Source organism: Mammaliicoccus lentus (genome assembly GCF_947036595.1).
Taxonomy (GTDB): Bacteria; Bacillota; Bacilli; order Staphylococcales; family Staphylococcaceae; genus Mammaliicoccus; species Mammaliicoccus lentus.
Genome location: NZ_OX344834.1, coordinates 2,070,130 through 2,097,125, shown reverse-complemented (window position 1 = coordinate 2,097,125; position 26,996 = coordinate 2,070,130). Strand labels below are relative to the sequence as shown.

The following is a 26,996-nucleotide window of genomic DNA, read 5'->3' as shown; positions in this document are numbered from 1 at the left end:
AGTCTTACTTTAAATCTATAAAAGCTGTTTAGCTACTTTAATTTGGTGATAGACTGCTTCTTGGCCTGTAGAACCATAACTTTTTCTACGATTCAAACAGTTTTCAGGTTTTAAGTAATCGTAGACGTTATTATCTATTTTGTCATTGTAAGATTTGTAGTGTTCTAGTGGTACATCTAATAAATATTTATTATTTTGAATACACCATAATACAATTTTACCTACTATTTCATGTGCTTCTCTAAATGGTATGTTTTGTTCTACTAGATAATCTGCTAACTCAGTTGCATTAGAAAAATCTTGATGTACTGTTTCATGTAATCTTTCTTCGTTAACAGTCATTGTTGAAATCATACCTTCGAAAATTCTAAGAGAACCTTTTATAGTGTGAACGGCATCAAATAAGCCTTCTTTATCTTCTTGCATATCTTTATTATAAGCAAGTGGTAAACCTTTTAAAGTCATTAACATACTCATTAAATGACCAGTTGTTCGCCCAACTTTACCTCTAATTAGTTCTGCCATATCTGGATTTTTCTTCTGTGGCATAATAGATGATCCTGTAGAGAAACTATCTGAAAGTGTAACGAAATTTGCTTCACTGCTAGACCAAAATATAATTTCTTCTGAGAATCTTGATAAATGTACCATCGTTAAAGAAATATTATGTAGTGTTTCTACGATGTAATCTCTATCGCTTACAGCATCTAAGCTGTTTTCGTATAGATTATCGAAGCCTAATAACTCTTGAGTACGATGTCTATCAATAGGATGTGTCGTGCCACTTAAAGCTGCTGCACCTAGTGGACTCATATCTATACGTTTAATACTATCGTTAAAACGAGATTTATCTCTTTCTAACATCCAAAAATACGTCATAACATGATGTGCAAATGAAATAGGTTGCGCTCTTTGTAAATGAGTATATCCAGGCATTATAGTATCTACATGTTCGTCAGCGATTTTTATAATAGCTTGTTGTAGAGATTCGACTAATTCAATAATTTCATGAACATGCTGTTTTGCATAAAGGTGCATATCTGTAGCGACTTGATCATTTCTGCTCCTGCCTGTATGCAATTTACCACCAACTTGACCGATTTTCTGAATAAGCGCATGTTCAATATTGAGGTGAATATCTTCTAGAGATTCTGAAAGTTCAAGGTTATCGTTGTAATAATCTTGTTGAATTTCTTTTAATCCTTGAATAATTTGCTCAGCCTCGTGTTGGTTAATAATATTTTGTTCAGCAAGCATCGTAGCATGTGCAATGCTTCCTTGAATATCTTGATCAATTAAATTTTTATCAAAATGGATAGATGCATTGAATGCATCTACCCATGATTCGGGATTAGATTCGAATCTTCCTCCCCAAGCTTTTTTTATCATTTTAAAACACCCTCTGTTTCTAATAATGCATTTACTTTAGTTGGTAAACCAAAGATTTCTATGAAGCCAACTGCAGCTTCTTGGTTAAATGCATCTTCTTTAGTATAAGTAGCAAGTTCTTCATTATATAAACTATAAGGTGATTTACGTCCATTGACGATAACATTTCCTTTAAATAATTTAACACGAACAGTACCTGTAACTTGAGTTTGAGTTGAATCAATAAATTGTTTCAAACTTTCTGTTAAAGGTGAGAACCATAAACCGTTATATATTTGTTCAGCTAATTGCTTTTCAATAACTGGTTTAAAGTGTGCAACATCTTTAGTTAAAGTAATTGTTTCTAAAGCTTTATGAGCTTCCATGATTACTTTTGCACCAGGTGTTTCATATACTTCACGAGATTTAATACCTACAAGACGATTTTCAACATGATCTATACGACCAATACCATGTAAACCAGCTATGTGATTTAATTTTAATATTAATTCATCTAATGGATATACTTGATTATTAATAGAAATTGGAAGACCATTTTCAAATACAATTTCCATTTCTTCAGCTGTATCTGGTGTATTTTCAATTGGGTTCGTTAAATCGTATGCATCTTCTGGTGGTGTAGCGAAAGGATCTTCTAAAATACCACATTCATTACTACGTCCCCATAAGTTTTGGTCTATAGAGTATGGTGAATCTAAATTAATTGGAATAGGTATGTTATGTTTTTTTGCATAATCAATTTCTTCTTCACGACTCCATGACCATTCACGAACAGGCGCTAAAACTTTAATGTGTGGCGCTAAAGCTTTAATAGCTACTTCAAAACGTACTTGGTCGTTACCTTTACCAGTACAACCATGTGCGATTGCCATTGCATCTTCTTTTAACGCAATTTCAACAAGTTTTTTTGAGATTAACGGTCTACTTAAAGCAGATACGAGCGGATAACTGCCTTCATACATAGTATTACCTTTAATTGCATAACCAACGAAATCTTCACTGAATTCTTTAGTAGCATCAATCACATAAGATTGTTCAGCACCCATATCTAAAGCTTTTTGTTGAACAAGTGCTAGATCTTTACCTTCACCAACATCTAAGCAACATGCAACGATTGTATAACCTTTCTCGATTAACCACTTAACTGCAACACTTGTATCTAAACCACCTGAATAAGCTAAAACAACTTTTTTCGACATAATTGAAAACCTCTCTTTGTATTAATATTTAATATCTTGTATATTTAATCGTTGTGTATACATTACCACATAAAAAATGTATTTTCAATAGTAATATTAAATAATTATGCATAAATAAGTGTAGTGTTGCATTTCCATTGAAAGCGTATGAAAACTAGAGTAAAATAGAATTGTTGTTATTCATAAGACAAATAGGAGGATATTATGACACATATTCAATTTGATTATAAAAAAGCGTTAGCATTTTTCGGTGAACATGAACTTGAGCAAACGCACGAAGCAGTAAAAAATATACATCATGTTATACATGATAAAACTGGTGCAGGTAGTGACTTTTTAGGTTGGGTTGACTTACCAGTCGATTATGACAAAGAAGAATTTGATAGAATTCTTAAAGCTTCTAAACGTATTAAAGAGCAATCAGATGTATTGTTAGTTATTGGTATTGGCGGTTCGTATTTAGGTGCAAGAGCTGCTGTAGAAATGTTGAATTCTACATTTGCTAATTATGAAAAAGGTGAAAACCCACAAATAATTTTCGTTGGTCATCATTTATCATCTTCTTATGTACATGATTTAATTCAATACTTAGATGGAAAAGATTTCTCAGTAAATGTTATTTCTAAATCAGGTACAACGACTGAACCAGCTGTAGCATTTAGAATTTTCAAGAAGCTTCTTGAAGAGAAATACGGTAAAGATGAAGCTAAAGAACGCATCTTTGCAACAACTGATAAATCTAAAGGTGCATTGAAAGATTTAGCTACTGGTGAAGGTTACGAAACATTTGTTGTTCCTGACGATGTTGGCGGTAGATATTCTGTATTAACAGCTGTTGGTTTATTACCGATTGCTGCGAGTGGTATAGACATTCAAGAAATGATGAATGGCGCGAGTGCAGCTAGAGAAGACTTATCATCTTCTGATTTAAATGAAAACATTGCATATCAATACGCTGCTATACGAAATATTTTATATGCAAAAGGTTATACAACAGAAATGTTAATCAACTATGAACCTGCATTACAATACTTCAGCGAATGGTGGAAACAATTATTCGGCGAATCTGAAGGTAAAGATTTCAAAGGTATTTATCCTTCAAGTGCAAACTTCACTTCTGATTTACACTCTTTAGGACAATATGTTCAAGAAGGGCGTCGCTTCCTATTTGAAACTGTAGTAAAAGTAGATAAACCTAAACATGATATTACAATTGAAGAAGATAAAGACGACTTAGATGGCCTTAACTTCTTAGCTGGTGAAACAGTCGATTATGTTAATACTAAAGCTTTCCAAGGTACACTATTAGCACATACTGACGGTGGGGTACCTAACTTAGTCGTAAATGTTCCGCAATTAGATGCATATACATTCGGTTATGTTGTATACTTCTTCGAATTAGCATGTGCGATGAGCGGATACTTATTAGGTGTTAATCCATTCAACCAACCAGGTGTTGAAGCATATAAACAAAATATGTTCGCTCTATTAGGAAAACCTGGATATGAAGATCTTAAAAAAGATTTAGAAGACAGATTATAATATGATGAAGAATCGTGAAAAAAGCCCCCGAATTTTATTCGGAGGGCTTTTTTTATTTTCTTAATGCAAAAATTGAAAAAATGAGGTGTATTTTTTATGAATTTGCAAAAGCCCTTAATTATTAATTATGTAGATGCTTTGAGAGGAAGAATAGATAAAATACCTGATCAACTAGAAGAGTTATATGCAATTTGGAAACAAGGTTATATAGGAGAAAAGGAATTTAGCGAGATATTAAATGAGCAAAAATCTGAGACATGGTTGCATGATTTACAATTTAAAAATTATAATCAAGTTCAGCTAGATTTTATAGCTGTTACAGATGAAGCAATTATTCAATTTGAAATTAAAAATTATACTGGGGATTACTATTATGAAAATGGTAAATTATTCAGAAGCACTGGTTACGTAGCAAAAGATTTAATTCATCAATTTGAAGTATCTGATGAAACATTAAAAAGAATAGTAAAGAAATATAAAATCGACAGAAAAGTTATAAGTTATATTGTCTTTATTAATCCAACATTCACTTTATATGGAGACCTAAGATCACGAATAAATATATTGCTGTATAGTGAATTACATAAACTGAAGAATATGTTTGGCGCAAACTTTAAATATGATGAAAATGTATGGATATGCAAAAAGTTAAAATCATTACATCAACCATTCATTACAAGTTATTTATATTTTGAAAAGGTTGAATTCTCGAAAATTGATGGCGGGATAAAATGTATTAGCTGTAATAAGATAATAGAACCATCAGAAATTTTTAACGTTCGAAAGTATGTAAAATGTAAAGAATGCGGAACTATCTCTTCAAGATATTCAATTGTTCTTCAATCTTTAAAAGAATTATATTTATTAAAAGGAGAACCATTTTCAATAAACGAAGCAGAGAAATGGACTGGTGTATCAAATAGCGCAATCAAACGCATATTATATAAAAAGTTTAAAAGAATTGGTAACTATAAGAATAGTAAATACGTTGATGAAGATGCGGTTCGATAAAATAAATTATCGAACCGCAAACGTGAAATACAGGTCGATAAAATAAATTATCGAACCGCAAACGTGAAATACAGGTCGATAAATAAAAATTATCGAACTGCAAACACAAAATACAGGTCGATAAATAAAAATTATCGAACTGCAAACACAAAATACAGGTCGATAAAATAAAATTAACGAACCGCAAATACAAAATACAGGTCGATAAAATAAATTATCGAACCGCAAACACAAAATACAGGTCGATAAAATAAATTATTGAACCGTAAACACAAAATACAGGTCGATAAAATAAAATTAACGAACCGCAAATACAAAATACAGGTCGATAAAATAAAATTATCGAACCGCAAATACAAAATACAGGTCGATAAAATAAAATTATCGAACTGCAAACGCAAAATACAGGTCGATAAAATAAAATTATCGAACCGCAAACGCAAAATACAGATCGATAAAATAAAATTATCGAACCGCAAACGCAAAACCTCTCCAAGTCATAAACAAAGTATCATTTCCACTGAATCGCATACCTACGACTTTTGTATGATGCCAATTTACTTTAATAAATACGAAATTATGAGTATAATTAATATAAATTTTCAGAAAGAAGTTGCGTTAAATGATATTTCAAGATATTATAAATTGGTTTAATGAGGAAAATATTACGGGATTAATTGAAACATTTAAGTCATTCGGTATATTTATAGCTTTTTTACTACCTTTTATAGAGGCGTTTATCCCATTTTTACCTATTATTTTATTTGTTATTGCAAATGTTAATGCATATGGGTTGTTAGTCGGGTTTCTCATTTCATGGGCGGGCACTGTTGCTGGTAGTTATTTTGTATTCTTAATATTAAGGTTAATTTCTAAAAAGAAATTTATGAAAAAGGTAATCGAGCATAAAAAAGTCGTAAAATTTATAAAATGGATCGATAATCACGGGTTTGGTCCTTTGTTTATATTACTATGCTTTCCGTTTACACCAGGTGCATTAGTAAACATGGTTAGTGCCTTTTCTAATATTAGTAAACAAGTATATTTATTAGCGCTTATTTTGTCGAAAGCAATTATGATTTTTACGTTAAGTTTTATCGGTGCAGATATAAATTCCTTTTTTGCAAGTCCTAAAAAGAGTATAATAGTATTCGTGATTATCTTTGTGCTATGGTTAGTAGGAAAATGGCTCGAAAAATACTTTGATAGTCGTCTAGACAATAGGAGTTAATTATGAGAAAGATATATGAATGGTTGATTGCGATTATAATTGCGTTTGCACTATTATTTTTAGTTAGAGCGTTTTTATTTGTTGGTTATGTCGTGAACGGTGAATCGATGGAACCAACATTTTACGATAAAGAACGTGTTATCGTAAATAAGCTTGTTAAGAACATTGGACAAATTGATAACGGTGATGTGATTGTTTTTCATGCTAATAAAAATGAAGATTACATAAAACGAGTTATTGGTTTACCAGGTGATACTGTTGAAATGAAAAATAATAAACTGTATATTAATGGTACTCAAGTAAATGAAAGTTACCTAAAAGATGGTGAAAAGACACCAAATTTCAATACTAGAACAATACAAGGTTCTAAGAGTGATGTTATTCCTAATGATGAATATTTAGTCTTAGGAGATAATCGTAATAATAGTAGAGATTCAAGAGAAATAGGCTTTGTATATGAGAAAGATATTGTTGGAAAGGTCAATTTAAGATATTATCCATTTGACCGTATAGATACAAATTTCGATAAATAACGATAATGAGGTGGCATTTTTGAAAAAAGAATTATTTGAGTGGGCTGTGGCGATAGTCGTCGCTGTTGTAGTAGTATTACTTATACAAAAGTTTTTATTCACAACATACACAGTTTCTGGTGACTCGATGTATCCAACATTAAAGAACGGTGAAAAAGTAATTGTTAATAGAATAGGGTATAAAGTAAGCGATATTGATAACGGTGACGTGATAGTATTCCATGCGAATGCGAACGATGATTACGTTAAAAGAGTTATCGGTAAACCAGGCGATACTGTAAAATACAATAATGATCAATTATATGTAAATGACAAGAAAGTTCCAGAAGAATACTTAAAAGAAAACAAAGAAAATAAATCACGAGATTTATTAACTGAAAACTTTGAAGTAAAAGACCTTGTTAATTCTAACGGTGCTAAAGAAATACCTAAGGGCAAATATCTCGTTTTAGGGGATAACCGTGAAGTAAGTAAAGATGGTCGTTCATTTGGACTTATTGATGATGACGTAATTATTGGTGAAGTATCATTGAGATTCTGGCCACTAAATCAATTCCATTACAATTTTGATCCTGCAACAGACTAAATTTTAATATACACACCTTACTTAGAAAATACGATACAAAAGTTAGAATTAGATTTTAACTTTTGAAGTATATCTCAAACTAAGTAAGGTGTTATTTTTATGTTAAAATATAACTATTAGATTAAACGAGGGAGGTCGAATAAATGCAACTTAATGTATGGACTGGCCGAAGTGGTACCGGGAAAACACATCAGATGATAAAACAGATGACTGATGCAATGATACAAGATCCATTAGGCGATGACATTATCTTTTTAACACCTACGCAAAACACTTTTCAGTATGAACAAGCATTCGTTCGAAATCCGCAATTAAAAGGGAGTATACGAACTTCTGTATTTGGTTTTGAAAGATTAAGTTGGAGAGTATTAAGTGAAGAAGGCGGGTTAATTGAACAGCAAATTTCCGACGAAGCGTTAGCAATGCTGACTTATCACTTATTACATAAGAATAAAAAGCAACTGAACTTATATCAATCAACTATTCAACATTATGGCTTTAGTCATAAAATGATGAATGAAATTAAAGACTTTAAAAAATATAATGTTCAGCCAGAAGATATAGAATCTTATATTGAAAATGAAAAAAGTATTCCTAAGAGAATGCAAGATAAATTAAGCGATATTAAAACAATATATAAAGCATTAGAAGAACAATTAGATGGTCGTTACGTTCAAGCTGAAGATGTATTATACAAACTTATAAATAAAATCCCAGATTCAAATTATATTAAGCATGCTGATATTTATATAGATGGATTTCATAACTTTTCAACATTAGAATATAGAGTTATTGAAGCACTTGTGAAACATAGTCGTTCAGTAACAATTGGCCTCACAACAGATGGGGATAAAGATCCATTTAGCTTATTCAGAAAGACATCAGAAACACTTAGTCATATTGAAGACATCGCGAAAGATTTAAATATAAAGATTCAGAACAAACATTTCACAACACAAGAACGTTTTAGTGAAGAAAGAGATTTAAGACATTTAGAAAACCAATTTGATGCAACATTACCAAATCAAATTGATAACGGTAATTTAAAAATTATTGAAGCTTCAAATATGCGTGATGAAGTACAATATGTAGCAAGAGAAATTTTGAGAAAGACGAGAGAAGAAGATGTGTCTTTTAAAGATATAGCTATCCTTTATCGTGATCCTAGTTATGAACAACTCATTGAAACAGTATTGCCTCATTTTGATATCGCATATAATCATGATGCTAAAAAGAAAATGGCTTATCACCCATTTATAGAATGTTTAAGATCAATGTTAGAAGTGATTCAAAGTGGTTGGCAATTTGAACCTGTGATGAGAATGTTGAAGACTGGCATTTTAACAAGTCATATATCTGACGACTCATATTTAATTGATATACTGGAAAACTATGCTTTTGAACGAGGAATTTCAGGAAAAAGATGGACTAGTCCTGAATTTTTCACAGTTGAATCTTTTGAAAAATTAGGTAAAAAAACTTTAAAAAAAGATGGCGCGACATATTCAGAAGAAGATAAAGAAACGATTAAACGTGTTATTCATTTAAAAGAATATGTTGTAAAACAAATTGAAACATTAAATCAAACGCTTAAAGAAAGTGAAACGGTAGAAGCTTTTACAATGAGATTGTATGAAGTGCTTGAACAATTTGAGTTACCAACACATCTTATGACAATGAGAGATGAATTAGAACTTAAACAGCATTTTGAAGAAGCTGAACAAATAGACCAAGTTTGGCAAGGTACTATAAGAATATTTGATGATATTGTAGAAGTGTTAGGCGATGTGTCATTATCTCTAAATGAATTCATTGAAATATTAGATAGAGGTCTAGATGAATTAAACTTCTCAATGGTTCCTCAAACACTAGATGAAGTGACAGTAGGTAATATGGACTTAGCCAAAGTAGATAATAGCGATACTGTGTTTTTACTAGGCATGAATGATGGTGTATTACCAGCAGTTTCAAATCAAGTTATGTTGTTGACTGACGATGAGAAGAAAGCTTTAGCAGAAACAAGTGGATTAGAATTAAGCCCAACAAGTGACATTTTACAAATGGATGAAGCATTTGTTTGTTATATTGCAATGACGAGAGCAAAGCGTAATGTCGTCTTTACATATAGTTTAATGTCAGATGGTGGCGAAGTAAGAGACAAGAGTCCGTTTCTTAATACGATTCAATCACTGTTTACAGACTTAGAAGTAGAATCACTTAAAGCGAGTGTCGAGATAGAACCTATACAGTTAATGGAACATGAACACCAAAGTCAAATTCATATATTCCAACACTTAAACGATTATTTGAATGATGAAATAGTAAACGATATTTGGCTAGATGCTTTTAAAGCTGTACAAGAAATGCATCATCTAGATTCAACGATAGAATATCTAACTTCAGCATTAACTTATAAGAACGATTCTGTTCAGCTCAATACTGAAGTTTCAGAGTCATTATATGGCGAAAAAATTAACGCAAGTGTTTCTAGGTTCGAATCTTACAATAATTGTCCATTCCAGCATTTTGTTCTGCATGGTTTAAGATTGAACGAGCGATCTAAATATCAAATACAAAGTGTAGATATGGGGAATATTTTCCACCAAACATTGAAATACATTTCTGACGAAGTTAATGGCGATTTTAGTAAATTATCTGCACAAGCGATGACGAAATTAATCAATGAAGCAATTGATGAGAGCTTACCAAAAATTCAGTTTGATGTTTTACATCGAACAGCTCACTATCGTTATTTGAAATTGAGAATTCAAAATATCCTTAAATCAACACTTGAGGCGATGAAGTATCAAACAAGTAACTCTAAATTTAGAGCATATCAGTTTGAACTTAATTTTGGTGCGACTTCTAAACATGAACTGAAGACTACGCCTTTAAAAACTAATAGAAATATTCCAATTCAAATAAGAGGGCAAATTGACAGACTAGATGTATTCAAGAGTAGAGAACGTGATTATGTTTCAATTATTGATTACAAATCCTCTGAAACAAGCCTTGATTTAACTAAAGTATTGTATGGTAAACAAATGCAAATGTTTACTTATTTGGACGTAGTATTGCAAAATAAAGAACTTCTAAACTTAAGCGAAAATGTTTCACCTGGAGCGCTACTTTATTTCCATGTACACGAACCTAGACTTAAAGCTACAAACTGGGGTGAAATACCTGAATTAACAGATGTTAACAAACAAACATTAGAAAAATTCAAAATGGATGGTTATGTTAATAGAAATCCAGAAGTTGTAGATGCGCTAGACAGTAAGCTATTAGACGAACTTAAATCAGATATGATACCAGTTACTAAGAAAAAAGATGGCGACTTAAATAAAAATAGTAAAGCGCTAGACGAAGAACTTTTCTATAAATTAATTAATAAAAATAGATCTAACTTCGTAGAAACTGCCTCACAGATTATGGATGGGCACACAGAAGTAGCTCCGATTGAATATAGAGGAGAACTACCTTGTAGATTCTGTGAATTTAAGTCAGTTTGTCATATCGATCCTATTACGGACGCACATCAATATAGAAGAATTGATCATACTTTAAGTAAAGATGAACTTATAAATATGTTAAGAGAGGAGGAAGAAGACGAATGATATCTATTCCAAAAAAGCCACATGATGCACAATGGACTGATGATCAATGGAATGCAATATACTCTGAAGGTCAAGATATACTTGTAGCCGCTGCAGCCGGAAGCGGTAAGACAGCTGTACTTGTGGAACGCATCATTCAAAAAATCATGCGTAATAAACAAGATGTTAATAGATTGTTAGTCGTTACTTTTACAAACGCAAGTGCTAGAGAAATGAAAGCGAGAGTAAATGCCGCTATTCAAAAAGAAAGTACTAAACATCCAGAAGATGAGCATTTAAAATCACAAAGAATTAAAATTCACCAAGCACAAATATCGACACTTCACAGCTTTTGTTTATCTCTTATTAAAGCTCATTATGATGAGATTGATATTGATCCAAACTTTAGAACAGCTAACGAAGTTGAAGGAATAGTGCTTTTAGAACAAGCGATTGATGATGTATTAGAAAGTTATTATGAAAAAAATGAACAATCATTTATAGATTTAGTTGAACATCTATCGAATGACCGTTCAGACGACCAACTGCGAACAATTGTGAAAAGTTTATATCGATTTAGCATTGCGCATGCTAAACCTTTTGAATGGTTAGATTCATTAGATGAACCATATTACAACTTAAATCAAGATCATTTATACTTTCAAATGATGGATGAAATGATAAAAAGGAAATTAAACAGTGCTAAAAATGTTCTATATCAATCTATAGATTGTTATCAAAATTTAAATGCTGTTGATGCGCACATGACATATCTTGAAGGAGAGCGTGTGTGGATTGATGAAGTAATCGAAGGTACGAAATCATTAGAGAGTATTAGCAACGATTTGAAAAAGAAAAAAATACCTATGAACTCTAGCAAAGTTAAAAAGGAAAATGAAGGCGACGAACAACTACTTGAATTAGGGAAAGATTATCATAAAAAATATATTAATGAGTTAAACGACTTGAACAATAACTATTTAAGTCGAGAAAGAGATTATTTAATCCAAGATATGCAAAGTATCGCACCTCGTGTTGAAGTACTTGCTGAAGTGACTAAAGATATTATTCGATACTTTAGAAAACTGAAACAAAATAAACGTATTATAGATTTTTCAGATTATGAACATTTAGCGTTAGATATTTTAACAAATGAAGATGGAGAACCTTCTGAAATAGCTCTACAATACAGAGAACATTTCGAGGAAATACTTGTCGATGAATATCAAGACATGAATAGAGTACAAGAAGCTATCATTAATTGTATAAAAACAGGTGACGAATCCAATGGTAATTTATTTATGGTTGGTGACGTTAAACAATCAATTTATAAATTCAGACAAGCAGAACCTGAGTTGTTTATAGAAAAATATAAACGCTTCAATTCTGATGGAAATGAAACTGGAAAAGTTATAGATTTATCTAAAAACTTTAGGTCTAGAAGAGAAGTGTTAGATAATACCAATTTTATCTTCTCTCATATGATGGACGAAGAAGTTGGGGAAATAGAATATAACGATGAAGCTAAACTTTATTATGGTGCAGATTATGACGAGCAAGAAACACCATTAGAAATGGATATTTTAGTTGAAGAATCCTTTGAAGAAACAGATAATAATTTAATTGAAGCTAAACATGTAGTAGAAAAAGTCCAATATATACTGGAAAATAAAAGCGTATATGATAGGAAAACGAAAGAATATAGACCTGCAACTTATAAAGACATCGTCATTTTAGAACGTGGTTACGGAAATGCTATGCATTTACAACAAGTGTTTAAAGACGCTAATGTTCCATTTTATGTTCAAACTAAAGAAGGTTATTTTGAACAAAATGAAGTTAGATTAATGCTTTCGTTCTTAAGAGTTATCGATAACCCGTTACAAGATAAATATTTAGTCGGACTTATGCGTTCTGTTGCTTTTCAATTTAAAGAAGATGAATTAGCAGAAATAAGAAATAAAGCACCACAAGAAGTCTATTATCTAGATTCTATACATCAGTATGTTAAGCACCCAGAAGCAGACGAGCAACTTGTAGAAAAACTCAATCAATTTTTATCTCAGCTTAAAGGTTACCAAACGTTAAGTAAGTCTATACCTGTGTGGCAATTATTAGATCAGTTATATAACGATTATTATTTGATAGCATATTATAGTGGTCTAACAGGTGGAGTTCAGCGTAGACAGAACTTATACGGTTTACTAAATAAAGCGGTACAATTTGAAGCTTCAAGTCTTAGAGGGATATTCCAATTTATTCGTTTTATTGATGAACTAATTGAACGTGGACAAGATTTTGGCCAAGAGAGTGTTATCGGTCCTAACGATGATGTTGTGAGGATGATGACAATTCATAGTAGTAAAGGGTTAGAATTTCCATTTGTTATTTATTCAGGTACGAAAAGAGAGTTTAATCGTAAAGACTTAAGTAAGCCCGTTGTATTAAACAATCGATATGGTATGGCGTTAAATTACTATGATGTTGAGAACGAAATAATCTATCCATCACTTGCTTCGATTATTTTCAAAAACATTAATGAAACTGAAATGATTTCAGAAGAAATGAGATTAATTTATGTTGCATTAACTAGAGCGAAAGAAGGTCTATATTTAATTGGTCGCGTTAAAAATGAAGAAGCAATAGATAAGTTAGGTCTTATTCAAGCGAACCAACATGGTATGTTGGACCCTGGCTTCAGAATGAGCGCTAAATCTCCATTTGATCTAATTGGTACAATACTAGCAAAGTCAAAACAAAAAGGCCTATCTAATGCTATTCCATTTACAACTGATCAAAGTGAAAAATTTAATATAAACATCATTAAAGAAGAAGAAAATGTAGACGAAGATATTGCAGATGAAGATAAACCAACATTAGAAAACTTATTAAACTATAGACCTTCAGATAAGAAGGACCAAATATTAGAACAAATTAGTTATGAATATCCAAATAAAGATTTATTAAATATTGCCGCTAAACAGTCAGTTTCTGAAATAAAGCGTCAAAAAGAAACAGAGGAAGCGGGGACCGACTATCAAATTGTAAGACAATATCAAGTTGGTGTTAGGTCTTATGATCGACCTAAATTCTTATCAAAAGAAAAACGGGATAGTGCTGAAATTGGTACATTAATGCATGCAGTAATGCAACATCTTCCACTTCAAAAAGGTGGTTTAAAAGAGGATGAAATAAAACCATTTGTACAATCATTAATTGATCAAGGAGTGCTACCAGAAGATGCAATCGGTGATTTAAGGTTAGATCTTGTTCATGCATTTACACATTCCAATTTATATGAATGTTTAGTAGATGCAGATAAAGTTATAAGAGAAGTACCATTTGTAGTTGGCCAAAATGATATTGATCAAGATGTTAAGTTAAATATTAAACAAGATGATAATAAACCAATTATCCAAGGGATGATAGACTGTATTTTTATCAAAGATGGGAAAGTTTCATTTATAGACTATAAGACAGATGCATTTATTGTACGTCGAGGAAAAACTAAAGAAGAAGTAGCAGAAACAATGATGAAGAAATATGAAGTACAAATGCAATACTATAAAAAAACATTAGAAACAATTTTACAACAACCTGTTGAAGGATATTTATATTTCTTCCAATATGGTACGAAACACATCAAGGAGAGCAATTAATGGCGAAAGAAAGAATATTTAGTATAGATGCGTTGAGAGGTTTTAGCTTACTAGGGATTATATTAATGAACATTTTAACATTTGCATATCCTTATCAAGTGATTAATCCATTTGAGTTTTTCCAACATCAAGACGGTGCTTTGTTTAAAGTAAGTTCATTATTTATTATTGCTTCATTTTATCCAATATTTGCGTTTTTATTTGGATATGGTTTATCAATTATGTACGATAATAGTATAAAAAGAAATATTGATTATTATCCAATGATTATAAGAAGATTACTATTCTTACTGTTGCTAGGTGTTATTCATGGTATTTTTCTATTCTATGGAGACATACTCGCAACATATGCTTTACTTGGTTTTATAGCGATTATATTTGTTAGACTAAAACCAAGTTATTCATTAGTAGGATTATCAATAGGTTTCGGTATACTTGCGCTATTGTATATCTTACCTATGGTGTTATTGCAAGATGTTACAGAACTAGAAAATTTTGTTGGTTTACAAGAATTAGAACGTGTAAATAACATATTAATAAGTAGTGATTATTTATCAATTATGGGATTTAATTTAAAATATTTTGGTATGAATATTTTAAATGTTATTTTAGTAGGACCTTTTAGTATTTTACCTATAATGCTATTTGGTATTTATGCACATAAGAGTAATTGGTTTAACAAAATTACACAACATAAAAATCTCTATATTATCGTAGGAATAGTGGTATTTATTTTAGGACTATGTGTTAAAATGATTCAAATTATGCATGCTGGTTCAACGATTTCACAATTAATCAGTCAAATGTTAGGTGGACCGATTGTAGCATTGAGTTATATTATCTTCTTCGTATTATTGTGTGAAGATAAAACAGTTCGAAAAATATTATCACCACTTCAAAATATAGGTAAATTAAGTTTAACAACTTATATTACACAAAGTATTATTTGTATGTTTATATTTTATGGCATTGGTTTTAGTTTATACGGTAAATTATCAGTATCTACAATTTATCTGATTGCACTAGCTATATTCGCTGTACAATTGGTTGCAAGTCATTTTTATTTAAAAAAATTCAAGCAAGGACCAATTGAAAAAGTATGGAGAAAAGTAACATATTTAAAATAATAGTTTGAAAATAATGCGATTTATCAAAAAATTCGGTATAATGGGTCACAAGAACAAGAAGGAGCTGACAGAGTGGATGAAATTTTTAACTTTTAAATATAACGATATTACTTCATATGGTGTTAAAGTAAAAAGAGAAGATGCAGTATGGGATTTACGCAAGGTGTTCCAAGACTTTGGAGAAGAAAAATTTAATCCAAAAACATTATTAGAAGGCTTACAAGAAAATGTTAATGTTGATTTTCAAGAAGCGGTAAGAAAAGCTGTAGTTAATGTAGAAGAAACTGCTCAAAAAGCCGATTATAAATATAGCTTTGAAGACATTGAGTTTTTACCACCCGTTACGCCAACAAATAATGTGATTGCTTTCGGACGTAATTACAAAAAACACGCTGAAGAATTAAATAATGAAGTAAATAGATTATATGTATTTACTAAAGCAGCATCATCATTAACTGGTGATAATGCAACAATTCCAAATCACCAAGATGTAACAGAAAAATTAGATTACGAAGGTGAACTAGGAGTTGTAATAGGTAAATCAGGAGAAAAAATACCACGCGGTTTAGCATTAGACTACGTATATGGTTATACGATTATTAATGATATTACTGATAGAAAAGCTCAAAAAGAACACGATCAAGCATTCTTATCTAAATCATTAACAGGCGGTTGCCCAATGGGTCCATATATCGTAACTAAAGATGAGTTACCAATGCCAGAAGACGTAAACATTGTTACGAAAGTAAATAATGAAATTAGACAAGATGGCAATACAAACGAAATGATTTTAAAAATTGACGAATTAATCGCAGAAATTTCTAAATATGTTGCGTTACATCCTGGAGACATTATTGCTACAGGAACGCCAGCAGGTGTTGGCGCTGGTATGAATCCGCCACAATTCTTACAACCAGGTGATGAAGTAAAAGTAACGATTGATGGTATCGGTACTTTAACAACATTTATAAGCGAAAAATAATTTATAAATACTGGCATAGAGTCTGGGACATAATTAATGTCTCAGGCTCTTATTATTTATAATGGTAATCGAAATTTTAAAGATTTTTGTTAAATTCGAATTTCATGAAATTTAATTTTGTATAAAATGTGAATTATAAGTGAAATTTAAATAAGGACGCTAAATTTTAGATGTTTCTTTTAGTTACTATGTTATAATGCTTATTGGAATAGAAATATTAATATTTAGGGGGAACTTAAATTGACACATTTCCATATTTTTAGTTGGTTAGTAACAATTATTTTATTCTTCGTAGTCTATGTTAAAGTTACAAATAAACCAGTTCATATGGTCTTAAGATTGTTTATGGTATTTACACTTGTTTCTGGTGTTGTATTATTTATTCAAGCTATGGGTATCGACGGCATGCTATACGGTATTAAATTATTATTAGGACTTATCGTAATTGGCTTAATCGAAATGACTATTGCTAAAAAGAAAAAGAACAAAAACAGTCAAGGTTTCTTAATAGCCACAATTATCGCTATGGTACTTACAATTCTACTTGGTAGTTACTTACCAATGGGCGTATTACATTTCGGATAATTTTATTTAAAAGATTGCTAGTTACTAGCAATCTTTTTTTATGACAATTTCATGATGGGCTATCAGTAAAGTAAACGTTTTAGTATAATAGAGATAATTGGGTAATAAAGAGGGTTGAGTATATGAAAAAATGGACAAAGTTAGTTTTAAGTGTCATGTTAATGGCGCCAATTTTTAGTGGATATGTTTTTGCTGAAGAAGAAGAATATGAAGATGTAAAATATCCTAGAATATATAGTTTAGTCGTAGATAGATTTATGAACGGAAACAATGAGAATAATAAAATGATAAAGAATAATGATAAATCTAACGATCTTCCTTTAGGTGGGGACTTTCAAGGAATATCATCTAAACTAGAATATATACATGATATGGGATTTAATACGATACATATATCGCCAGTATTTGAACACGATAAAAATGACTTTTTAGGTTATAAAGTAAAGAACTATGATGGTATTGATAAAGTGTTAGGTGGGGAGAAAGCCTTTAAATCACTAATCGATAAAATACATCAAAAAGATATGGAAATTGTAGTAGATATGCCTGTTACTTATACGTCAGAATTCAATAAATCTATTGATGGCGATTTAAATAATATACAAAAATCATATTTCAAAGATGATAAATTTATAGATTTAAAAGATCCTGAAAACCAAGGATTGTATAAAGCAAAAGTAGAATCTTTTGTTGAAGAATATCAAGTTGATGGGGTATCTATGAATATTGTTCAAGATGGTATAGATGCAGAAGAGTTTATACCTGAAGGTGTTGAATCTTACGGTATTATCAATAAAGACGGTATAAAAGCTAACAACTTTACACATTTATCATCAAATAACATGAGAACCTCTTTGCAAGACGCTTTTAAAAATGTAAATACTGATATACCTACATATAATAAAAGTAATGAAGTACTAATGGCAGATACTTGGTTCACAGAACGATTTACTAAACATGCAGCTGATGAAAATATGTTCCCTGGCACACGTATAAAACAATTAATGACTTATATGTGGGGATATAAAGGCCCAATTATGATGAATTACGGGACTGAAATAGCTGCAAACGGTAGTAAAATAGAAACAATCAACCAACTGCAGAACTTTAGAACGGATAAAGAAGTAGTAGAATACTTAGAAAAGGTTTCAAATACTTTTAAACAGTATCAAGAATTATTTGAAGGAACAGTTAAAGTATTACCTCATGATAAAGGAACGATGTTGTATTATTATGATACAAATACAATAGATTATATTCTTAATGTTAATGACTCAAGCAAATCTAAAAAAGTAACAATATCAGGGGAAGATATTGAAAAAAATAAAATGCTTTCTGGATTAATTGTAGGAGATAACATTAAGAAGAAAAACAATGAATATAATTTGATAACTGATCGTGAAGAAACAGAATTATACGCGATAATAAAAGAGCGAGGTTTAAATAACACTTACTTCGTAGCTGCAATAATGGTTGTCGTATTATTTGGTTTATTTATATATTTAGTATCCCGAAAAAGTAAAAAACAAAAAATGAATAAATAAATTTAATAAGAAAAAGGACCTTTACGTTTGCGAATCCAAACGAAAAGGTCCTTTTTAATGTATATATTTGTATGTATTGAATAACGAGGTAAAAAGTCGGTTGATGTAGTGAACGAAGTATAAGGTAGGGTGTAGTTATGGTGTTGTTGTGATATTATTGTTGACACGTTTTGCAAGAAGTGACAATAAGAGTATCGTTATTGACACGTTTAGCGAGAAGTGACAATATGAGTATCGTTGTTGACACGTTTGGTGAGAAGTGACAATAAGAGTATCGTTGTTGACACGTTTGGTGAGAAGTGACAATAAGAGTAACCGAATGTTGCAAGACGAGTCCCACGTGCAACATAGCGCCTCCGAATGTTGCAAGACGATGTCCACGTGCAACATAGCACCCCCGAATATTGCAAGACGATGTCCACGTGCAACATAGCACCCCCGAATATTGCAAGACGATGTCCACGTGCAACATAGCGCCTCCGAATGTTGCAAGACGCGCTCCACGTGCAACATAGCGCCTCCGAATATTGCAAGACGATGTCCACGTGCAACATAGCACCCCCGAATATTGCAAGATGCGCTCCACGTGCAACATAGCGCCTCCGAATATTGCAAGACGCGGCCCACGTGCAACATATCGCCCATATTATAAGCGATTTATATCCCGACTCAAATATATAACCACATCGCTATAATATAAAACCCCCCACTAAAGTGCAGTTATACTAACTTTAGTGGGGGATAACGTGTTTATTTAAATTTTATTAATCATCATACGCTCGATTAATTCGCTCTAGTTACTTATTTATTTTGTGCTTTGTATCCTATCATATTCACGATATCTTTTGGACTAGAGAAAGGTGGGGCATATGCAATTTCAATTTCTTTTAATTCATCTACTGTTAAACCACCGATAATAGCTGTTGAGAGAATATCGATTCGTTTATCGGCTCCGTCTTTACCAACCGCACAAGCTCTTAATATTTTACGAGTTTCTTTATCGAAATAAACGCGCAATGTTAGTGGTTCAGCATTTGGGTAATATCCTGCATGCTGTTTTTGAGTTTGTTCTACTACTGAATAATCGTATTGTTTTAATTCCGCTTCAGTAACACCGACACTTGCTAATGCATAATTAAAGAAGCGAACGATATTCGTACCTAAAAGGCCTTTAAATGAAGCTCTATCATTCTGTTTATTAATTTGTAAGTTTTCAGCAATCAATCCTGCCGCTCTATGCGCACCCCATGCTAGTGTGATACTTGTACGTTTTTTAGTATGGCGATAAAATGTTTCGATGACATCACCAAGCGCATATACATCTTGAACATTTGTTTCGAAAAATTCATTTACTGGAATATATCCTTTATCGTTTAATTGAACTGAGGAGGACTGTAACCAGTCGCTATTAGGTTTAATACCAACTCCAGCAATGATTAAATCGTATTCTTCTACTTTTCCAGATTTAAATGATACCGTGCGATCTTCTACATTTGTTACTTCTTCATTTAAACGGTAATTGATAGCGCGATCTTCAATTTCATCAAATATAGATTGGTTCAAGTCTTTATCCATACTTTTATTAATATGATCGCTTCTGTGAATCCAAGTAACATCAATACCTCTGTAATAAAGATTTTCTAATATTTCTAAACTGACATAACCTGCACCAATTATAAGAGCAGATTGAACATTTTTTTCTTCTATAAATTGTTCGATTTTATCAGTATCTACTAAATTTCTTAACGTAAATAATCTATCAGATTGAACAGGTAGTTGATTAGCTCTACATCCTGGACTTAATATAAGCTGGTCATATTTATCTTCGAATGTTTCGCCTGTTTCATGATTTTTAATCGTAATTGTTTTTTCTTTATCATTTAAAGCAATGGCTTCATGAAAAGTTTTTACGGTTATATTTTTCTTTTCTTTGAATTGTTCTGGTGTTGCAGATAACATGTAATCTCTATCTTCAACGACTTGACCTAAATAATAAGGTAAACCGCAATTAGCGAAGCTCATGTCTCTATCTTTTTCGTATACGACGATTTCACTTTCATTATCAAGTCTTCTAATTTGTGATGCGACAGTTGCGCCACCAGCAACAGCACCTATAACTATAATTTTATTCATGTCGGTCACTCCTTATAATAGAAAATGGCAACAGTACCACTTCCAGTATGTGAACTAATAACAGGACCAATGTCAGATATATTAACATCTTTTGGTTTTAATGATTCGACCATTAATTCTTTGATTTTCTCCGCTTCTTCTAAATCATCAGAATGTGTTATATAAATAGTTTGATCACTATAATCGCTATTTTCGTTTTTCATTTTTTCAATTATCGCATGCCATAACTTTTTTGAACCGCGATACTTTTCAATTGGTACAAGTTTACCTTCTTCAACATGGAGTAATGGTTTAATGTTTAGTAATGTACCTAAAAATGCTTGTCCTTTAGATAATCTACCACCACTTGCTAAATATTTTAAATCCTTAACAGTAAATAAATGTCTAATTTTTTCTAGTTTGTTTTTAATATATTCATCAATTTCTTCAAATGAATAATCTTGATTAATTTTATCTTGCACATCTAAAATCATTTTACCAAGACCCATAGAAGCACTTAATGTATCATAAATTGTAAGGTCTAAATCAGGATATTCATCTTTGATTTGTTCTTTGACTAAACATGCTGTTTGATATGTACCACTTAAAGCACTGCTGAATGCTAAGTAAATAGCTTTTTCTTTCTTTTCTGCTACTTCAGTGAAAACTTTAGTCATCTGTTCCATAGTTGCTTGGTTTGTCTTAGGGTGTTTATTTTCTTTTATAGCTGCTAATACTTCATCATTAGATATTTCATATTGATCGACCTTACTTTCATCATCAATCACGATACCGTATGGTAAAAAGTAAAAATCATGCTCTTTAATTTGTTCTAATGTTAAATCAGAACCACTATCAACTATCATTTTCATTTATATAACCCCCTACATATTTAAATCAAAATAATTATTTAAGTATTTTCCAATACCATCAGCATTATTCGTGTCTGTAACGTCATTTGCTATTTCTTTTAATTCAGGTATCGCATTTCCCATAGCCACACCATAGTTAGCAAATTGTATCATTTCATAATCATTATCTTCGTCTCCAAAAGCGATAATATTATCAAAATCAATGTCTAAATATTCAGCGACATATTTTACACCTTTCCCTTTATTAATTCCTTTTTTAACGATTTCAATTACAGGGAAGGGTGCACCCCAACGACGATGTTCTATATGTTCAGCATAATATTTGCTTAAATGTCTTTTAATTCGAGGAATCTCGTCATCTTCCGCTTGTATTAATAAACTTGTCGGAGATTCAGGTAATAATTTATCTAGTTCTCCATATTTGATTTCTGGGTCGCCCATGCTAAAACCTTCGAATAAAGTTTGATCATAGTTATTAATATAAACTTGATCACGCACTTCAGCGATTATATTTTTTATATTTAATTTACTCACATCGTTGAAAATTTTTGTCGCAATTCGAGCGTCTAATTGTTCATGTACGGGTTCGAAACGATTGTCATGAGGATGATGAATAAGTGCGCCATTAAAATTGATGATAGGTGTATTCATCTGCATAGCATTATAATAATCTATACTCGCTCGATATGGTCGACCAGTGGAAATGATAATTTCATGACCAGATTTTTTTAAATATTGTAATACCCTCTTCGTATAAGTTGGGATTTTCTTTTCATCTGTTAATAAAGTACCGTCTAAATCTAAGCAGATTAAATGTTTGTCCATACCGATAACTCCTATCTTTTTTTCTATCTTCTTACACTATAATATCATATCATTTTCTTTATCGTACGCTTTAAATTTGATATATTATATATAGTAACTTTTAGAATGAGGTGAAAAACATGGAAGAAGCAATGAAAGAAAGCATCTTAGGAGCATTGGAGAATGTTATTGACCCAGAGCTTGGAATTGATATCGTTAACTTAGGTCTTGTTTATAATATTGATTTAGACGACGAAGGATTATGTACAGTAGAGATGACATTAACTTCAATGGGTTGTCCAATGGGGCCGCAAATCGTTGATATGGTTAAAACAGCATTAGCTGAATTACCTGAAATCAAAGAAACTGAAGTAAATATTGTTTGGACACCACCTTGGGATAAAGACAAAATGTCACGCTATGCTAAAATAGCACTGGGCGTTAGTTAATATTATAAAAGAAAAACAGGCTGAGATATATAAATGTCTCAACCTGTTTTTTTATTCTATTCTACAAATAGATAGGGGACAATTATCGCAGTTAATAGCGTTTTTTAAATAATTTAAATCTTTAATGATAATCGTTTTATGTTTAACAGATACAATATTTTCTTTTTTTAAATGACTTAACATACGATTAACGCTTTCTCTTGTGACATTACAAAAATTCGCTAATTCATGATTAGTTAATTCGACATTTATTAATATGCCTTCTTCATCTGCGACACCATAAGTATTTGCTAGTTTAATAAGAACAGAATAGAATCCTCCTGTTTTGCCAAGTGTATAAATATCTCTAATTTGATATTCATGTTTTTCATTTTCGTTTTGCACCCATAGCAACCATTCATATTTAAGCACTTCGTCATTTAAAATAGCTTCTTCAAAATCTTTTTTCGGTAATTTAATAATGGTTGCATTTTCTTTTGTTTTTGCGGATAGAGTGTGAGTCTTTCTGCCACAAAATAGTGTAGTAGAACCGAATATGCTCCTCGGACCAATTAATTTCGTGTTGAACTCTTTTCCATCTTCCATAATACGGTGAAGAATAACTTTTCCTTCAATTACAACATAAATGTGATTACTTAGGTCTCCAGAATGGTATATATAATTGTGAGCATTAAAATGCATACGCTGACCATGAGATATAATATACTCAATTACTGAAGTTGCTTCTGTGTATGTCGTTTGCAAATGATCACTTCCCGTAAGTATTATTCAATTATATTTTACCATATAATGTAATTGTAAAGGTTGGAAAATTTAAAAGCTTTATATTTGTCAAAGAAGGTCAAACAGTATATAATAAAAATAGGTCAAAGATAGTCAAACTATATTGACCGTTAAAAATTAAAGAGGTGATACATTTGGATATTAATCAAATGACATATTCAGTGCAAAGTGTTATTGAAAAAGCACAACAATTATCTCAATCTCAACAACTACAAAATATTGAAATCGAAGCTGTATTATTATCAGCATTAAATGAAGACGAAAGTATTTTTAAAAGAACTTTAGATAGAGCAAATATTGATACAGAAGATTTGGAAGAAGCATATAATAAGAAATTAAATCAATATTCTGTAGTGAAAGGTGACAATATTAAATACGGACAATATATTTCACCTAAACTAAATGAGTTATTTAATAAAGCAGATAAAATTAAAGAAGAAATGCAAGATGATTTCATGTCTATGGAACATCTATTAAAAGCAGCAATTGAAGTTGATCAAACGACTCAAGAATTTGTCGGAAACAAAAAGGAAGTTGTAAACGAAATTATAAATAAAATCAGGGGAGGAAATCGAGTGACATCACAAAATCCAGAAGTACAATATGAAGCATTATCAAAATATGGAAGAGATTTAGTAGAAGAAGTCAGAAAAGGCAAAATGGATCCAGTTATCGGAAGAGACGAAGAAATTAGAAATACTATACGAATTTTAAGCCGTAAAACTAAAAACAACCCAGTATTAATCGGTGAACCAGGTGTAGGTAAAACAGCAATCGTTGAAGGGTTAGCTCAACGTATTGTAAAAAGAGACGTTCCTGAATCACTTTTAGATAAAACAATTTTTGAATTGGACTTATCAGCATTAGTTGCTGGTGCAAAATATAGAGGTGAATTTGAAGAAAGATTGAAAGCTGTCTTGAAAGAAGTTAAAGATTCTGAAGGGCGGATTCTATTATTCATCGACGAAATCCACATGTTAGTCGGCGCTGGTAAGACAGAAGGTGCTATGGACGCAGGTAACATGTTAAAACCTATGCTTGCTAGAGGTGAATTACATTGTATTGGTGCAACAACTTTAAACGAATATCGTCAATACATTGAAAAAGATTCTGCATTAGAACGTAGATTCCAAAAAGTAAATGTTAGTGAACCAGATTTAGAAGATACAATTTCTATTTTAAGAGGTTTAAAAGAAAGATATGAAGTTCACCATGGTGTTAGAATCCAAGATAGAGCAATAGTGGCAGCAGCAGAATTATCTGATCGTTATATTACGGACAGATTTTTACCTGACAAAGCGATTGATTTAGTAGACCAAGCATGTGCAACAATTAGAACTGAAATGGGATCTAATCCAACTGAATTAGATGCTGTAAATCGTCGTGTAATGCAACTTGAAATTGAAGAAAATGCATTAAAATCTGAATCAGATCAAGCAAGTCAAATAAGATTAGAAGAACTTCAAAAAGAACTTGCTGATGAAAAAGAAAAACAACAGCAATTACAAAGTAAAGTTGAAGAAGAAAAAGAACAAATTAAATCATTACAAGATAAAAGAGCAGAATTAGATGAAAGTAAAAAAGCATTAGAAAATGCAGAAAATCAATATGATTTAGGTAAAGCTGCTGAACTTAAACACGGTAAAATACCACAAATTGAAGCGGAATTAAGAGAATTAGAAGATAGTTTCGCTGAAGAAAATGGCGATGACCATGATCGTTTAATAAGAGAAATCGTAACTGACGAAGAAATCGGTTATATCGTAAGCCAATGGACAGGTATACCTGTATCGAGATTAGTAGAAACTGAAAGAGAAAAACTTCTAAAATTGTCTGATATTCTACATGAACGTGTAGTAGGTCAAGATGAAGCAGTTGATTTAGTAGCGGATGCAGTAGTAAGAGCTAGAGCAGGTATTAAAGATCCAAACAGACCTATCGGTAGTTTCTTATTCTTAGGACCAACAGGGGTTGGTAAGACAGAACTTGCTAAAACATTAGCAGCAACATTGTTTGATTCTGAAAAACATATGATTCGAATTGATATGAGTGAGTACATGGAGAAACATTCTGTCGCTAGATTAATTGGTGCGCCTCCAGGTTATGTAGGATATGAAGAAGGCGGTCAATTAACTGAAGCTGTTAGAAGACAGCCATATTCAGTAATACTACTAGACGAAATTGAAAAAGCGCATAATGACGTATTTAACGTGTTACTACAATTATTAGATGAAGGTAGATTAACTGACGCAAAAGGAAGAAGTGTTGACTTTAAAAACACAATTATTATTATGACAAGTAATATTGGTTCTCAATTCTTATTAGATGGCGTAACTGAATCTGGAGAAATTGAAGAATCAGCTAAAAAACAAGTAACAGATAGTTTACATGCTCATTTCAAACCGGAAATCCTAAATAGAATGGATGACATCGTATTATTCAAACCATTGTCTGTTAAAGATATGAGCTTTATCGTTGATCACATTATCACTAATTTAAATATTAGATTAACAGACCAACATATTAAGATAAATGTAGATCAAGATGTTAAAGAATGGATTGCAAAAGAAGCATACGAACCACAATTTGGTGCAAGACCATTGAAACGATTTGTTCAAAGACAAATTGAAACACCTTTAGCTCGACTAATGATTGGTAAAGAATTAAAAGAAGGAACTCAAGTTAACGTACATCTTGAAAATGAAGAAGTAAAATTTGAAGTAAATGAATAATTAATAAAAAGTCCCACCAATAAATTGCATTGGTGGGATTTTTTGATGTAAAATTATTGGTGATCAACCTGTTCTTTAGGTTCAGATTTGCCTATTGTTAGGCTGAATAATATAACTACAACTGTAAAAACGATAGCATAAATAGTAGGGTTAAGAACATTAATAGATGCTTCAGAACCGCCTAAACTATGTAATACAAAGTTAATCATTTGTGATAACAAGAATGCCCATATAAACGTCATAATATAATGCATATCTTT

At 31.4% G+C, this 26,996-nt stretch carries 20 protein-coding genes; 13 read left to right on the top strand and 7 right to left on the bottom strand.

The window, feature by feature from the left end:
- Positions 1-15: 15 nt before the first annotated feature.
- On the bottom strand, positions 16-1,389 hold the full coding sequence (gene argH / locus ACNMOQ_RS10325) for an argininosuccinate lyase (RefSeq protein ID WP_064205100.1): 1,374 nt from the start codon (positions 1,387-1,389) through the stop codon (positions 16-18).
- The gene (locus ACNMOQ_RS10320) at positions 1,386-2,588 is read right to left on the bottom strand and encodes an argininosuccinate synthase (RefSeq protein WP_017000060.1); all 1,203 of its coding nucleotides are present in this window, start codon (positions 2,586-2,588) and stop codon (positions 1,386-1,388) included. Before ACNMOQ_RS10320 ends, argH begins: the two co-directional genes overlap by 4 nt.
- Positions 2,589-2,792: 204 nt before the next feature.
- Between ACNMOQ_RS10320 and ACNMOQ_RS10315 the strand changes: the two genes are divergently transcribed.
- From ACNMOQ_RS10315 to ACNMOQ_RS10265, 11 genes are all read left to right on the top strand, one after another.
- Positions 2,793-4,130: a glucose-6-phosphate isomerase gene (locus tag ACNMOQ_RS10315; protein ID WP_017000061.1), complete on the top strand. Its 1,338-nt coding sequence runs from the start codon at positions 2,793-2,795 to the stop codon at positions 4,128-4,130.
- A gap of 96 nt (positions 4,131-4,226) precedes the next feature.
- On the top strand, positions 4,227-5,141 hold the full coding sequence (locus ACNMOQ_RS10310; RefSeq protein ID WP_416349806.1) for a nuclease-related domain-containing protein: 915 nt from the start codon (positions 4,227-4,229) through the stop codon (positions 5,139-5,141).
- 622 nt (positions 5,142-5,763) lie between these two features.
- Positions 5,764-6,372 carry a TVP38/TMEM64 family protein gene (locus tag ACNMOQ_RS10305; RefSeq protein ID WP_070045163.1) on the top strand — a complete coding sequence of 203 codons (609 nt, stop codon included), beginning with the start codon at positions 5,764-5,766 and terminating at the stop codon, positions 6,370-6,372.
- A gap of 2 nt (positions 6,373-6,374) precedes the next feature.
- Positions 6,375-6,905 (top strand): signal peptidase I, encoded by a 531-nt coding sequence (gene lepB / locus ACNMOQ_RS10300; protein ID WP_082892517.1) that lies wholly within the window; start codon positions 6,375-6,377, stop codon positions 6,903-6,905.
- Between the two features lie 19 nt (positions 6,906-6,924).
- The gene (lepB, locus tag ACNMOQ_RS10295; RefSeq protein WP_016999934.1) at positions 6,925-7,491 is read left to right on the top strand and encodes a signal peptidase I; all 567 of its coding nucleotides are present in this window, start codon (positions 6,925-6,927) and stop codon (positions 7,489-7,491) included.
- Positions 7,492-7,634: 143 nt separating this feature from the next.
- On the top strand, positions 7,635-11,108 hold the full coding sequence (gene addB, locus ACNMOQ_RS10290; RefSeq protein WP_416349805.1) for a helicase-exonuclease AddAB subunit AddB: 3,474 nt from the start codon (positions 7,635-7,637) through the stop codon (positions 11,106-11,108).
- Entirely contained in the window at positions 11,108-14,746 is a 3,639-nt protein-coding gene (gene addA, locus ACNMOQ_RS10285; RefSeq protein WP_416350401.1) for a helicase-exonuclease AddAB subunit AddA, read from the top strand. The genes addB and addA overlap by 1 nt, the downstream gene beginning before the upstream one ends.
- Positions 14,746-15,873 (top strand): DUF418 domain-containing protein, encoded by a 1,128-nt coding sequence (locus ACNMOQ_RS10280; RefSeq protein WP_416349804.1) that lies wholly within the window; start codon positions 14,746-14,748, stop codon positions 15,871-15,873. The genes addA and ACNMOQ_RS10280 overlap by 1 nt, the downstream gene beginning before the upstream one ends.
- A 76-nt stretch (positions 15,874-15,949) precedes the next feature.
- Positions 15,950-16,855 (top strand): fumarylacetoacetate hydrolase family protein, encoded by a 906-nt coding sequence (locus ACNMOQ_RS10275; RefSeq protein ID WP_016999938.1) that lies wholly within the window; start codon positions 15,950-15,952, stop codon positions 16,853-16,855.
- A gap of 240 nt (positions 16,856-17,095) precedes the next feature.
- Complete coding sequence (locus tag ACNMOQ_RS10270) at positions 17,096-17,440, top strand: YisL family protein (RefSeq protein ID WP_016999939.1); 345 nt, start codon at positions 17,096-17,098, stop codon at positions 17,438-17,440.
- Positions 17,441-17,562: 122 nt separating this feature from the next.
- Positions 17,563-18,984, top strand: coding sequence for an alpha-amylase family protein (locus ACNMOQ_RS10265; RefSeq protein WP_016999940.1), 1,422 nt, complete (start codon positions 17,563-17,565; stop codon positions 18,982-18,984).
- Between the two features lie 801 nt (positions 18,985-19,785).
- On the opposite strand, the gene ACNMOQ_RS10260 is transcribed toward ACNMOQ_RS10265, so the two are convergent.
- The 3 genes from ACNMOQ_RS10260 to ACNMOQ_RS10250 are packed head-to-tail and all read right to left on the bottom strand — an operon-like array spanning position 19,786 to position 22,793.
- Positions 19,786-21,117 carry a CoA-disulfide reductase gene (locus ACNMOQ_RS10260; RefSeq protein WP_070045161.1) on the bottom strand — a complete coding sequence of 444 codons (1,332 nt, stop codon included), beginning with the start codon at positions 21,115-21,117 and terminating at the stop codon, positions 19,786-19,788.
- 5 nt (positions 21,118-21,122) lie between these two features.
- A complete protein-coding gene (locus tag ACNMOQ_RS10255; RefSeq protein ID WP_147640931.1) occupies positions 21,123-21,968 on the bottom strand; it encodes a DegV family protein in 846 nt (281 codons plus the stop codon).
- A 12-nt stretch (positions 21,969-21,980) separates the two neighbouring features.
- Positions 21,981-22,793 (bottom strand): Cof-type HAD-IIB family hydrolase, encoded by an 813-nt coding sequence (locus ACNMOQ_RS10250; RefSeq protein WP_315293488.1) that lies wholly within the window; start codon positions 22,791-22,793, stop codon positions 21,981-21,983.
- Between the two features lie 119 nt (positions 22,794-22,912).
- On the opposite strand from ACNMOQ_RS10250, the gene ACNMOQ_RS10245 reads away from it, so the two are divergent.
- Positions 22,913-23,221, top strand: a complete 309-nt coding sequence (locus tag ACNMOQ_RS10245; protein ID WP_016999318.1) for a metal-sulfur cluster assembly factor — start codon at positions 22,913-22,915, stop codon at positions 23,219-23,221.
- 51 nt (positions 23,222-23,272) lie between these two features.
- Here the strand turns inward: ACNMOQ_RS10245 and ACNMOQ_RS10240 are convergent, their stop codons facing one another.
- Positions 23,273-23,965 carry a Crp/Fnr family transcriptional regulator gene (locus ACNMOQ_RS10240; protein WP_064205092.1) on the bottom strand — a complete coding sequence of 231 codons (693 nt, stop codon included), beginning with the start codon at positions 23,963-23,965 and terminating at the stop codon, positions 23,273-23,275.
- A gap of 173 nt (positions 23,966-24,138) precedes the next feature.
- Between ACNMOQ_RS10240 and clpB the strand changes: the two genes are divergently transcribed.
- Complete coding sequence (gene clpB, locus ACNMOQ_RS10235) at positions 24,139-26,736, top strand: ATP-dependent chaperone ClpB (RefSeq protein ID WP_416349803.1); 2,598 nt, start codon at positions 24,139-24,141, stop codon at positions 26,734-26,736.
- Between the two features lie 53 nt (positions 26,737-26,789).
- On the opposite strand, the gene ACNMOQ_RS10230 is transcribed toward clpB, so the two are convergent.
- Complete coding sequence (locus ACNMOQ_RS10230; RefSeq protein WP_016999321.1) at positions 26,790-26,990, bottom strand: YjzD family protein; 201 nt, start codon at positions 26,988-26,990, stop codon at positions 26,790-26,792.
- Positions 26,991-26,996: the final 6 nt, after the last annotated feature.

Bases quoted from the DNA above. Each gene is read 5' to 3' on its own strand.
- lepB (WP_082892517.1), top strand. From the start codon at position 6,375: ATGAGAAAGATATATGAATGGTTGATTGCGATTATAATTGCGTTTGCA.
- ACNMOQ_RS10255 (WP_147640931.1), bottom strand. From the start codon at position 21,968: ATGAAAATGATAGTTGATAGTGGTTCTGATTTAACATTAGAACAAATT.
- ACNMOQ_RS10250 (WP_315293488.1), bottom strand. From the start codon at position 22,793: ATGGACAAACATTTAATCTGCTTAGATTTAGACGGTACTTTATTAACA.
- argH (WP_064205100.1), bottom strand. From the start codon at position 1,389: ATGATAAAAAAAGCTTGGGGAGGAAGATTCGAATCTAATCCCGAATCA.
- ACNMOQ_RS10315 (WP_017000061.1), top strand. From the start codon at position 2,793: ATGACACATATTCAATTTGATTATAAAAAAGCGTTAGCATTTTTCGGT.
- ACNMOQ_RS10280 (WP_416349804.1), top strand. From the start codon at position 14,746: ATGGCGAAAGAAAGAATATTTAGTATAGATGCGTTGAGAGGTTTTAGC.
- ACNMOQ_RS10320 (WP_017000060.1), bottom strand. From the start codon at position 2,588: ATGTCGAAAAAAGTTGTTTTAGCTTATTCAGGTGGTTTAGATACAAGT.
- ACNMOQ_RS10260 (WP_070045161.1), bottom strand. From the start codon at position 21,117: ATGAATAAAATTATAGTTATAGGTGCTGTTGCTGGTGGCGCAACTGTC.
- ACNMOQ_RS10265 (WP_016999940.1), top strand. From the start codon at position 17,563: ATGAAAAAATGGACAAAGTTAGTTTTAAGTGTCATGTTAATGGCGCCA.
- addB (WP_416349805.1), top strand. From the start codon at position 7,635: ATGCAACTTAATGTATGGACTGGCCGAAGTGGTACCGGGAAAACACAT.
- ACNMOQ_RS10245 (WP_016999318.1), top strand. From the start codon at position 22,913: ATGGAAGAAGCAATGAAAGAAAGCATCTTAGGAGCATTGGAGAATGTT.
- ACNMOQ_RS10230 (WP_016999321.1), bottom strand. From the start codon at position 26,990: ATGCATTATATTATGACGTTTATATGGGCATTCTTGTTATCACAAATG.
- ACNMOQ_RS10305 (WP_070045163.1), top strand. From the start codon at position 5,764: ATGATATTTCAAGATATTATAAATTGGTTTAATGAGGAAAATATTACG.
- ACNMOQ_RS10310 (WP_416349806.1), top strand. From the start codon at position 4,227: ATGAATTTGCAAAAGCCCTTAATTATTAATTATGTAGATGCTTTGAGA.
- ACNMOQ_RS10275 (WP_016999938.1), top strand. From the start codon at position 15,950: ATGAAATTTTTAACTTTTAAATATAACGATATTACTTCATATGGTGTT.